General features: G+C 71.3%; 11 protein-coding genes and 1 tRNA gene. 3 read left to right on the top strand and 9 right to left on the bottom strand.

What is annotated here, in order from left to right:
• From CCS38_RS33925 to CCS38_RS33900, 6 genes are all read right to left on the bottom strand, one after another.
• The coding region (locus tag CCS38_RS33925) for an ABC transporter permease (RefSeq protein ID WP_372457197.1) at nucleotides 1-481 on the bottom strand (481 nt) is incomplete at its 3' end.
• A gap of 97 nt (nucleotides 482-578) precedes the next feature.
• Nucleotides 579-1,424 carry a glycosyltransferase family 2 protein gene (locus CCS38_RS33920; RefSeq protein WP_223737321.1) on the bottom strand — a complete coding sequence of 282 codons (846 nt, stop codon included), beginning with the start codon at nucleotides 1,422-1,424 and terminating at the stop codon, nucleotides 579-581.
• 44 nt (nucleotides 1,425-1,468) lie between these two features.
• The gene (locus tag CCS38_RS33915; RefSeq protein ID WP_223737319.1) at nucleotides 1,469-2,248 is read right to left on the bottom strand and encodes a CDP-alcohol phosphatidyltransferase family protein; all 780 of its coding nucleotides are present in this window, start codon (nucleotides 2,246-2,248) and stop codon (nucleotides 1,469-1,471) included.
• The gene (locus CCS38_RS33910; RefSeq protein ID WP_223737318.1) at nucleotides 2,226-3,290 is read right to left on the bottom strand and encodes an iron-containing alcohol dehydrogenase family protein; all 1,065 of its coding nucleotides are present in this window, start codon (nucleotides 3,288-3,290) and stop codon (nucleotides 2,226-2,228) included. Before CCS38_RS33910 ends, CCS38_RS33915 begins: the two co-directional genes overlap by 23 nt.
• Nucleotides 3,278-4,015, bottom strand: coding sequence for a phosphocholine cytidylyltransferase family protein (locus CCS38_RS33905; RefSeq protein WP_223737317.1), 738 nt, complete (start codon nucleotides 4,013-4,015; stop codon nucleotides 3,278-3,280). Before CCS38_RS33905 ends, CCS38_RS33910 begins: the two co-directional genes overlap by 13 nt.
• A complete protein-coding gene (locus CCS38_RS33900) occupies nucleotides 4,012-5,745 on the bottom strand; it encodes a DUF5941 domain-containing protein (protein WP_223737320.1) in 1,734 nt (577 codons plus the stop codon). Before CCS38_RS33900 ends, CCS38_RS33905 begins: the two co-directional genes overlap by 4 nt.
• Between CCS38_RS33900 and CCS38_RS35615 the strand changes: the two genes are divergently transcribed.
• From CCS38_RS35615 to idi, 3 genes are all read left to right on the top strand, one after another.
• Complete coding sequence (locus CCS38_RS35615) at nucleotides 5,626-5,973, top strand: hypothetical protein (RefSeq protein ID WP_223737316.1); 348 nt, start codon at nucleotides 5,626-5,628, stop codon at nucleotides 5,971-5,973. The two genes, CCS38_RS33900 and CCS38_RS35615, sit on opposite strands and share 120 nt — an antisense overlap.
• A gap of 84 nt (nucleotides 5,974-6,057) precedes the next feature.
• The gene (gene galE, locus CCS38_RS33890) at nucleotides 6,058-7,068 is read left to right on the top strand and encodes a UDP-glucose 4-epimerase GalE (protein WP_223737315.1); all 1,011 of its coding nucleotides are present in this window, start codon (nucleotides 6,058-6,060) and stop codon (nucleotides 7,066-7,068) included.
• Nucleotides 7,069-7,197: 129 nt separating this feature from the next.
• Nucleotides 7,198-7,809, top strand: coding sequence for an isopentenyl-diphosphate Delta-isomerase (gene idi, locus CCS38_RS33885; RefSeq protein WP_223737314.1), 612 nt, complete (start codon nucleotides 7,198-7,200; stop codon nucleotides 7,807-7,809).
• Here idi and CCS38_RS33880 read toward each other — a convergent pair.
• The 3 genes from CCS38_RS33880 to CCS38_RS33870 all read right to left on the bottom strand — a co-directional run bounded on the left by CCS38_RS33880 (nucleotide 7,784) and on the right by CCS38_RS33870 (nucleotide 10,394).
• On the bottom strand, nucleotides 7,784-8,281 hold the full coding sequence (locus CCS38_RS33880; protein ID WP_223737313.1) for an ATP-binding protein: 498 nt from the start codon (nucleotides 8,279-8,281) through the stop codon (nucleotides 7,784-7,786). The two genes, idi and CCS38_RS33880, sit on opposite strands and share 26 nt — an antisense overlap.
• 273 nt (nucleotides 8,282-8,554) lie before the next feature.
• A tRNA-Met gene (locus CCS38_RS33875) sits at nucleotides 8,555-8,628 on the bottom strand.
• 113 nt (nucleotides 8,629-8,741) lie between these two features.
• Entirely contained in the window at nucleotides 8,742-10,394 is a 1,653-nt protein-coding gene (locus CCS38_RS33870; protein ID WP_223737311.1) for an ABC-F family ATP-binding cassette domain-containing protein, read from the bottom strand.
• Nucleotides 10,395-10,443 lie beyond the last annotated feature (49 nt).

Genomic DNA, 10,443 nt, shown 5'->3' with positions numbered 1-10,443 from the left:
TCAGCTGCTTCAGCTGCATCAGGCAGAACGAGATCGGCAGGCAGGCGCGCGGGAAGTGCAGCGCCCGCACCAGGCCGAGATTGCCCGAGATCGCCCGGGTCCCCGCCAGCACCGAGCTCTGCGTGAACGTGAAGATGAAGACGCCCGTCACCAGGAACGGCACGAAGTCCGGCACGCCCCGGCTGGTGCCGAGGAGCAGGCCGAAGATCAAGTAGTAGACCAGCGCGTTCAGCAGCGGCGTGGCCACCTGCCACAGCTGGCCCAGCTTGGCCTGGCTGTACTGGGCGGTCAGCTTGGCGCTGGAGAACGCCGAGATGAAGTGACGCCGCTGCCAGAGCTGACGGACGTACTCCGGCAGGCTCGGCCGGGCGCCGCTCTGCGTCAGCCCGTACTTCTGGGCCAGCTGCACCGGCTCGAGCCCACCTTCGGGGCCCCGCGGCGCATTCATGGCGACCGCACTGTCGTGCCTGGTCTCGCTCACAGTTGACACTTTCGTCCTCAAGGTGCGCTTCCCAGGGGTGCCACAGGCTCTGGGTACCCCCGGGTCGCGCCGGATGCTGCTCTCCGACCCGAGCTTGTCAGATGACCGGCGGCCGGCCCAGTCGGGTCAGGCGCCACACGGTACGCCACTTCATGGGGCGCCTGGGGCCGCACGAGGTGGTCCAGCCCTCCTTGAAGCCGCCCAGCCAGGCCCGCAGCCCCGGCAGGGACGGGCGCCTGGCCAGCGTCAGCAGCAGCCATACCCCGAGGTAGACCGGGACCAGCGGCGCGGGGAGGTTCCGGCGGGCCAGCCACACCCGATTGCGCGCCACCATCCGGTGGTAGACGGCGTGCCGGGTGGGCGCCATGGTCGGGTGCAGCAGGACCATGTCGGCGCGGTAGTCGATCATCCAGCCCGCGTCCAGGGCCCGCCAGGCGAGGTCGGTCTCCTCGTGTGCGTAGAAGAAGTCGTCGGGCAGCCCGCCGACCTCGTCGAAGACCTTCGTGCGGACCGCGTTCGCGCCGCCGAGGAAGGTCGTGACGCGCGAGGAGCGCAGCGGGTCGGCCGCGCGCAGCCGCGGTACGTGGCGGCGCTGGGTCTCCCCGGTGTCCGGGTCCGCGATGCGGAAGCTGATGATGCCCAGCTTCGGGTCGCGGGCGAACGCCTCGCGGCACAGCTCGGCGGTGTCCATGTTGGCGAGCAGGCCGTCGTCGTCCAGGAAGAGCAGGACGTCCTTGTCGGCGCCGGCGGGGCCGAACGCCTCGATGCCGACGTTCCGGCCCGCCGGGATACCGACGTTCTCCGGCAACTCCACGGTCCGTACGCCCTCGGGCAGCTCCGGCAGCGGCGAGCCGTTGCCGACGACCACCACCTCGACCGCGTCGCCGTTCTGCTTGGCGACGGAGTCGAGGAGCGCGCGCAGCTCCTCGGGGCGGTTGCCCATGGTGAGGACGACCGCGCCGAGCTTCAGGTTCTGTGGGGTGTGGATCACTTGAGCCTGCTTGAAGCCAGGATGGACACGAGGTGGAGCAGCGTCTGGAGGAGCGCGATACCGGCCAGCACGGCGACGCCGAGCCGCGAGAAGAACAGGTCGTCCCTGATCGCGTCCAGGACCGCCAGGACCAGGATCAGCAGGGACGCCTCGATCCCGAGGATCAGCCGGTGGAACTTGAGCGCCCCGGCGGCCTTGCGGGCCAGCGCCATGCCGGACGAGCGCGGCTCGGACGCCGCCTCCTTGACCGGCGGCAGCCCGTTCTGGTGCCGGGCGACGCCGACGAGGTCGGTCTCCGCCTTGACCAGGATGGCGCCGAGCGCCGCGAGGGTGCCGAGAAAGGCCCAGAGCCAGTCGATCCGCCCGGAGCCGAACAGGTCGGCGGCGCGCAGGCCGAAGCCGACGAGGACCGCGGCGTCGGTCAGGTAGGCACCGACCCGGTCCAGATACACGCCGCCGAGCGAGTACTGCTTGCGCCAGCGGGCGATCTCGCCGTCGACGCAGTCGAGCAGCAGGTACAGCTGGACCGCGACCACGCCGAGCACGGCCCCCCACACCCCCGGCACCAGCAGTGCCGGGGCGGCGAGGACGCCGAAGACGGTCATCAGGTAGGTCAGCTGGTTGGGCGTGACCCGCGTGTTCACCAGGTGCCGGTCGATGCGCAGCGAGATCTCGCGCATGTAGAGCCGGCCGCCCCAGTGCTCACCGCTCCGCCGGTCCTTCACCCCCTCCGGGTGAACGACCGGCCGGAGTTCAGCTACCGATGGTTTTGGCATAGTCGGCGTATGCGTCCCTGATCTGGTCGGCGGACAGGTCCAGGTGTTCGAGGATCGTGTAACGGCCCGGCCGCGTCTGCGGGGCGTACTCCACCACCTGGACGAACTCGTCCACGGTGAAGCCGATCTCCTCCGGCAGGACCGGAAGGCCGTGCCGGCGCAGCACCTGCGCCATGTACGCCGACTCCTCGTGCGCCCCGCGCAGATGCATCGCGAAGGCCGCACCCAGGCCGCACTGCTCGCCGTGGCTGGCAGCGCGCTTGGGGAAGAGCAGGTCGAAGGCGTGGTTGATCTCGTGACAGGCACCGGACGCCGGACGCGAGTCGCCGGAGACGGACATCGCGATACCGGTGAGGACCAGGCCCTCGGCCAGCACCTGCAGGAAACCGTCGTCGCCGACGCCACCGGGGTGGCGCAGCACTGCCTCGCCCGCCTGGCGCGCCATCGCGGCCGCGAGACCGTCGATGTCCTCGCCGCGCTCGCGCGCCGCGAGCTCCCAGTCGCGGATCGCGGAGATGTTGGACAGGGCGTCGCCGATGCCGGAGCGCACGAAGCGGACCGGGGCCTCGCGGATGATGTCGAGGTCGATGACGACCGCTATCGGGTTCGGCACGCCGTACGAGCCGCGGCCCGCGTCGTTGTCGAGGGTCGCGACCGGCGAGCACAGGCCGTCGTGCGACAGGTTCGTCGCGACGGCGACCAGCGGCAGGCCCACGCGCGCCGCGGCGAACTTGGCGCAGTCGATGATCTTGCCACCGCCGAGGCCCACGACCGCGTCGTAGCGCCCCTTCTTCTTCATGGCGTCGGCGAGCTTGATGGCGTCGTCGAGCGTGCCACCGTCCACCTCGAACCACTCGGCGCTGGGCAGCGCCGGCGCGAGCCGCTCACGCAGCACCGCGCCGGAGCCGCCGCTGATGGCGATGGCGAGCTTGCCGGACGACGAGATCCTCTGGTCGGCGAGGACGCCGGCCAGGTCGTTGAGCGCCCCCGGCCGGATGTCGACGACGACTGGCGAGGGGATGAGCCTCGTCAGTACTGGCATGCGATTTCACGGCCCTTCGCGAGGTCGTCGTGGTTGTCGATCTCGACCCACTTGACGTCGCCGATCGGGGCCACGTCGATCCGGAAGTCGCGGTTCACGAGCTCCTGGTAGCCGTGCTCGTAGAACTGCTGCGGGTCCGCCTCGAAGACGGTCTTCAGCGCGTCGGCCAGCTCGTCGGCGGCCTCGCCCTCGATGAGGGTGACGCCGATGTACTCACCGGTCGCCTCGGCCGGGTCCATCAGCTTGGTGATCTTCGTCATGCCCTTCTCGGGGTCGACGACGACCTTCATCTCCTCGTCGGCCAGGTCCTTGACCGTGTCCAGCGCGAGGATGATCTTCTTGCCGTCGCCGCGCGCGGCGAGCAGGGTCTTCTCGACGGAGACCGGGTGCACGGTGTCGCCGTTGGCGAGGATCACGTCGTGCTTGATCGCGTCACGACCGCACCACAGGGAGTAGGCGTTGTTCCACTCCTCGGCCTTGTCGTTGTCGATCAGCGTGAGCTTGAGGCCGTACTTCGCCTCCAGCGCCTCCTTGCGCTCGTACACGGCCTCCTTCTTGTAGCCGACGATGATCCCGACCTCGGTCAGGCCGATCTCCGCGAAGTTGCCGAGGGTGAGGTCGAGGATGGTGGTGTCACCATCGACCGGCACCAGGGCCTTCGGCAGAGTGTCGGTGTAGGGACGCAGACGCCGTCCGGCGCCGGCCGCCAGCACGAGGCCGATCATGCGGGTTCTCCTTCGTCGTGTACGGCGGGTGCATGGGAGGACACCCAGAAGCGGATGCTCTCGATGAGCACCAGCAGCGCCAGGGCCCCCGCGAGGACCGTGAGCGCAATTGTGAAACCTGAGGTGGGCAGTGCGGCCGCCGCCACCGAGACCACGAGGGCACGGCCCTCGTGTCCGCCGGTCGCCCGCACCAGAGAGCGCGGAGGCGCGCCGCTGCCGCCGCGGATGCGGTACACCGTGTCGTAGTGATGGTAGGCGACCGCGGCCACCAGCCCGAATGCCGCCGGCAACGCTCCGTTCACCTCGGAACGGGCCGCAATCACCAGAATCGCGACGTATTCGCCGGTGCGGAAGAGCGGCGGTACGAGCCAGTCCAGCGCGCCCTTGAGGGGGCGGGCGACGGCCAGGCCGGAGAGTGCGGCGTAGACCAGCGCGGCGACGCAGACCCAGGGGCTGCCCCAGCCTGCGAAGGCGGCGGTGGCGATCATCACAGCGGCGCCGGCAGCGGCGATCACGGGCGCTGCGAAGCCGGGGAGTTTGCGCGCCGCGCCCTCGAAGGCGGCGGCGAAGCCCTCGGCGAGCGGCCCGGAGTCGCCGAGGTCGGCGAGGGCCTGCGCCGCCCGGTCGGTACGGCGCGCGCGGCGGGTCAGCGAGCGCAGCACCCGGCCGGCGGTCGTGTAGCAGCCGGCCAGCGCACAGCCGATGAGCAGCACGTAGAAGACGATGCGGGGCGTGGTGCAGGCGGTGAGGACCGCGATCAGGGCCCAGCGCTCACCGATCGGCAGCACGATCATCCGGCGGGCCCAGACCGTCCAGCCGACGCTGTCGAGCTTGTCGGAGAGGGCCGCGGTCGGGCTGGTGTTGGCGGTGGCGTCGTGGTTCGCCTCGGTGAAGGAGAAGTCGACGACGTGCCGGACCGTCTGCAGCACCATCGCGCCGAGCGCGAGCGCCCACACATCGTCGGTGCCGCCGCCGCGCGCCGCGCCGAGCGCCAGGCCCGCGTAGTACGCGTACTCCTTGGCCCGGTCGAACGTCGCGTCCAGCCAGGCGCCCATCTTCGAGTACTGCAGGGAGTAGCGGGCGAGCTGCCCGTCGGTGCAGTCCAGGACGAAGGAGAAGAGGAGGAGCAGGCCCGCGGCGATGAAGCCGCCGCGGGTCCCGGTGGCCGCGCAGCCCGCCGCGATCAGCGCGGTGAGCAGGGACGCGGTGGTGACCTGGTTGGGCGTGAAGCCGCGGCGGGCGCACCAGCGGGCGATGTAGCGGGAGTACGGGCTGATGCAGTACGTCGTGAAGAACCCGTCCCGGGCCTTCACGGCGGTGCGCAGACGCACGGCCTCCTCGTCCACGGCGCTCACCGCGGCCCGCGCCTCATGGCGCTGCTGTGCGCCGGAGGGTACGGAAGCGACCAGCGAGCCGAGCTCGGGGCGGTGCACCGATACGCCCTCGGCGTCCAACGCCTCCGCGACGGCGTCCGGGAGCCCGTCGGCGGAGTCCGCCGTGGCGAGCGCCCGGGTGAGCGCGGCGCGCGCCTCGGGCTGCGCCGTGAGCGCGCCGGCAACGGTGGCGGCCGGGAAACGCGGGTCGGTCAGCGCCAGCCGCAGGCTGTGCAGGTGACCGACGAACCGCGGGTCGACCAGTGCGACCCGCCGGCCTGCCGGGACCTCGGCCAGCAGCCGGGCCGCCTCGGCGGCGTCGGCCGCGCTGCGGACATCGAAGCCCAGCTCGCGCAGGTCGCCTTCGAGCGACGACCCGGCGACCGGCGCACCGGTGAGGATTGCGGTCGACAGACGAATTCACTCCCTGAATGCTGGCAAGGCCGCCGGCCGGTCCGCATTCGATACGAACTACCCGGGCAGCAGTCGTGGCACACCTCGGGCCCCGCAAGGGTCGGTGGCACGTCGGCAGAGGTTATCGGATCGCCGGATGCGGCCGTTCACCACGCATTCACCGGGCGGTGACCGTCCGGCGGTGGCATCTGCCGCGATCATCATGGTCGATCTTGCCGTCGATGAACAACTGCGGCCCTGGTTAGGGTGCCGGTTATGACATGGCTGATCACAGGTGGGACGGGTTATATCGGCGCGCATGTGGCGAGGGCCATGGCGGCGGCGGGTGAGAAGATCGTCGTACTGGACGACGTCTCCAGCGGATTCCCCGAGCGGCTGCCCGCGGGGGTGCCCCTCGTACGTGCTTCGGTACAGGACCGTGACGTGGTGGACGCCACGCTCGCGGAGCACGGCGTGACCGGCGTCATCCACCTCGCCGCGAAGAAGCAGGTCGGTGAGTCGGTGGAACAGCCGCTGACGTACTACCGGGAGAACGTGCACGGGCTGACCGTGCTGCTGGAGGCGGTGGCGGCGGCCGGCGTGCGGCGCTTCGTCCTCTCCTCCTCCGCGGCGGTGTACGGCATGCCGGATGTGGACCTGGTCACCGAGGACACCCCCTGCCTGCCGATGAACCCCTATGGCGAGACCAAGCTCGCGGGCGAGTGGCTGGTGCGCGCCGCGGGCCGGGCGCACGGCATCGAGACCGCATGCCTGCGGTACTTCAACGTCGCGGGCGCGGCGGCGCCGGAGCTGGCGGACGTCGGGGTCTTCAACATCATCCCGATGATGTTCGAGAAGGTCACGGCCGGCGAACCGCCGCTGATCTTCGGCGACGACTACGACACCCCCGACGGCACCTGCGTCCGGGACTACATCCACGTCGAGGACCTGGCCGACGCGCACGTTGCCGCCGCACAGCGGCTCACGGGCCAGGACGGCCCCGGAGACCTCACCCTCAACGTCGGCACCGGCCAGGGCGTCTCCGTGCGGGAGATGGCGGATCTCGTCCTCGGGATCAGCGGCCGCCAGGACCTGGCGCCCCTCGTCAAGGGGCGGCGGGCCGGCGACCCGGCGCGGGTGGTGGCCTCCTGCGAGCTGGCCACGAAGGAGCTGGGCTGGCGCGCGCGGCACGGCATCGACGCGATGGTCGCGTCGGCCTGGGAGGGCTGGTGCCTGCGGCACCCGGAGGCACGTGGGACGAGCGGAGAGGGCGTCCGGTCCGTCTGAGGCGGCGCGCGGCCCCTGCTGCGCGCCGCGGGTTCTGCCACGCCGCACATAAGGCGTCGCCGTACGCCTGATACGGGTGCTACTGGGGCAGACTTGACCATCGAGGACCGAGAAACGCGAAGGATGGGCATGCCGATCACACCTGCCAACGGACAGACCACCGGGACCGCCGCGATGACGGCGACGGACACGGCCGATGAGCCGATCATGCTGGAGTTGGTGGACGAGGACGGTAGAACGATCGGCACGGCGGAGAAGCTCGCCGCTCATCAGGCACCCGGGCAGCTGCACCGGGCCTTCTCCGTCTTCCTCTTCGACGAGCAGGGCCGGCTGCTGCTGCAGCGCCGGGCGCTGGGGAAGTACCACTCCCCCGGTGTGTGGTCCAACACGGCCTGCGGGCACCCGTATCCGGGCGAGAAGCCGTTCGCGGCCGCCGCCCGGCGCACCGCCGAGGAGCTGGGCCTCGCCCCGTCGCTGCTGGGCGAGGCCGGCACCGTGCGCTACAACCACCCGGACCCGGAGTCCGGGCTGGTCGAGCAGGAGTACAACCACCTCTTCGTGGGCCTGGTCCGGGACGCTCCGGAGCCGGACCCCGAGGAGGTCGGGGAGTACGCCTTCGTGACGCCGGACGAGCTGGCCCGGCGGCACTCCGAGGCGCCGTTCTCGGCGTGGTTCATGACGGTGCTGGACGCGGCGCGCCCGGCGATCCGGGAACTCACAGGGGCGACGGCGGGCTGGTAGGCGCGGGCACACGCGCGAGCGGCAGTTCGGCCCAGACGACCTTGCCGCCGCTCGCCGTGTGCTCCACGCCGCTCTTCCCGCCGGCCTCCGCCGTGATCATCTTGATCAGCCAGAGGCCGCGGCCGCCGACATCCTCCTCGTCGGCCTCCAGCGCCTTCGGGCGGTAGGGGTGGTTGTCCTCGACGGCGACCCGCACCCAGTCGGCGCCGACCGCGAGCTCGACGTCGATCTGCGGGGAGAGCAGGGCCGCGTGCTGCACCGCGTTGGTGACCAGCTCGGAAGTGATCAACAGCAGGCCGTCCACGATGTCGGGCCCCGTCGGTACGTGCTGGTCGCGGAGCAGATCCCGTACCGCGTGCCGCGCCTGTGGCACCGAGGACTCCAGTGCCGGAGCGGTGAACCTCCAGACACCTTCGTACGCGAGCGGGGCCGTCAGCTCCTCGGGGGGTTCGGCTGGGGGTCCGGAAGGCATCCTCACCCTTTGAGTGTTGGGAATCCCACCGTCCGGACTGGCCTGCTGACAAAAAGTCAGCACTTATCGACAGCTTCCGACCGCTTTTCTGCATGGCGATCACTCTGGGGATCGACTCTGACCCTTTTGTTCCTGTTTCAAGAACTGCCGGGAAGGGATACCTTTCTCCCGCTTCGCCCGGACCGGCTGCGGCGCGTCCCCGCGGAGAGTCCGTGCATACGCCAGAGGCCCCTTCCCGGAGGAAGGGGCCTCTGACACGCACTGTTGCGTCAGTAGCGGGGACAGGATTTGAACCTGCGACCTCTGGGTTATGAGCCCAGCGAGCTACCGAGCTGCTCCACCCCGCGTCGGTGAACACCACCTTACGGGTTACCTGCCACAGGGCCAAATCCATTACCGGACGCCGTACGGCGGCTTCCGGTCGGCGCTCGGGCGGGCCCGTGCGCCGGGCCCACACGCCTCAGCGCTCGGTGACCCGCCCGTCCGCCACCTCGATCCGCCGGGTCGTGTCCACCGCCTCCAGCAGCCGGCGGTCGTGGCTGACCAGCAGCAGCGTGCCGTTGTACGACGCGAGCGCGGACTCCAGCTGCTCGATCGCCGGGAGGTCGAGGTGGTTGGTCGGCTCGTCCAGTACGAGGAGATTCACCCCGCGGCCCTGCAGGAGGGCGAGCGCCGCCCGGGTCCGCTCCCCCGGCGACAGCGTGGCCACCGGGCGCAGCACGTGTCCGGCCTTGAGCCCGAACTTCGCCAGCAGCGTCCGGACGTCCGCCGGCGCCATGTCGGGGACGGAGTGACGGAAGGCGTCGACGAGCGGTTCGCCGGCTGCCTCCGGGCGCTGGAAGAGCTGGCCGCGGGCCTGCTCGATCTCCCCGACGACCACGCCGGGCCCCAGGTACGCCTGCCCCTCGTCCAGCGGGAGCCGGCCGAGCAGCGCGCCGAGCAGTGTCGACTTCCCGGAGCCGTTCGGGCCGGTGATCGCGACCCGGTCCGCCCAGTCGATCTGGAGGTCGACGGGGCCGAAGCGGAATTCGCCGCGCTTGAGGCACGCGCCGCGCAGCGTGGCGACCACCGCTCCGGAGCGCGGCGCGGCCGCGATCTCCATCCGCAGCTCCCACTCCTTGCGCGGCTCCTCGACGACGTCCAGCCGCTCGATCATCCGCTGCGTCTGCTTGGCCTTGGCGGCCTGCTTCTCGGTGGCCTCCACCCGGCCCTTGCGGCCGATCTTGTCGTTGTCGGGGGCCTTGCGGCGGGCGTTCTTGACGCCCTTCTCCATCCAGTTCCGCTGGAGGTGGGCGCGGGCTTCCAGGGACGCCTTGGTCTCGGCGTACTCCTCGTACTCCTCGCGGGCGTGCCGCCGGGCCCGCTCGCGCTCCTCCAGATACGCGGTGTACCCGCCGCCGAAGGTGTTCACCTGCTGCTGGGCCAGGTCCAGTTCGACCACCCGGTCCACGGTCCGGGTCAGGAACTCGCGGTCGTGGCTGACCAGGACGGTGCCGGCGCGCAGCCCGGTGACGAACCGCTCCAGCCGCTCCAGGCCGTCCAGATCCAGGTCGTTGGTCGGCTCGTCGAGGAGGAAGACGTCGTACCGGGAGAGGAGCAGGGAGGCGAGCGAGGCGCGGGCCGCCTGGCCGCCGGAGAGCGAGGTCATCGGCTGGTCCAGGCCGACCGCCAGGCCCAGCTGGGCCGCGGTCTCCTCGGCCCGCTCGTCCAGGTCGGCGGCGCCGAGCGCGAGCCAGCGCTCCAGGGCGGCCGCGTACGCGTCGTCCGCGCCCGGCTTCTCCTCGACCAGTGCCTGGGTTGCCTCGTCCAGCGCGGCCTGCGCGTCGGCGACGCCGGTGCGGCGGGCGAGGAACGCGCGCACGGACTCCCCCGGCCGCCGCTCGGGCTCCTGCGGGAGGTGGCCGACGGTCGCGGTGGCGGGGCTCAGCCGCAGGTCGCCCTCCTGCGGCGCTTCCAGCCCCGCGAAGAGCCGCAGCAGCGTGGACTTGCCCGCTCCATTGGCACCGACCAGCCCGATCACCTCGCCGGGCGCGACGACGAGGTCGAGCCCGGCGAAGAGGGTCCGGTCGCCGTGCCCGGCGGCGAGATTCTTGGCAACGAGGGTGGCAGACATCAGACCGCCGATCGTAGCGGCGGGGCGGGCGGGGGGCGCGCGGATATCG

The organism is Streptomyces purpurogeneiscleroticus, from assembly GCF_020024005.1.
Taxonomy (GTDB): Bacteria; Actinomycetota; Actinomycetes; order Streptomycetales; family Streptomycetaceae; genus Streptomyces; species Streptomyces purpurogeneiscleroticus.
This window is presented reverse-complemented; position numbering and strand designations above follow the sequence as displayed.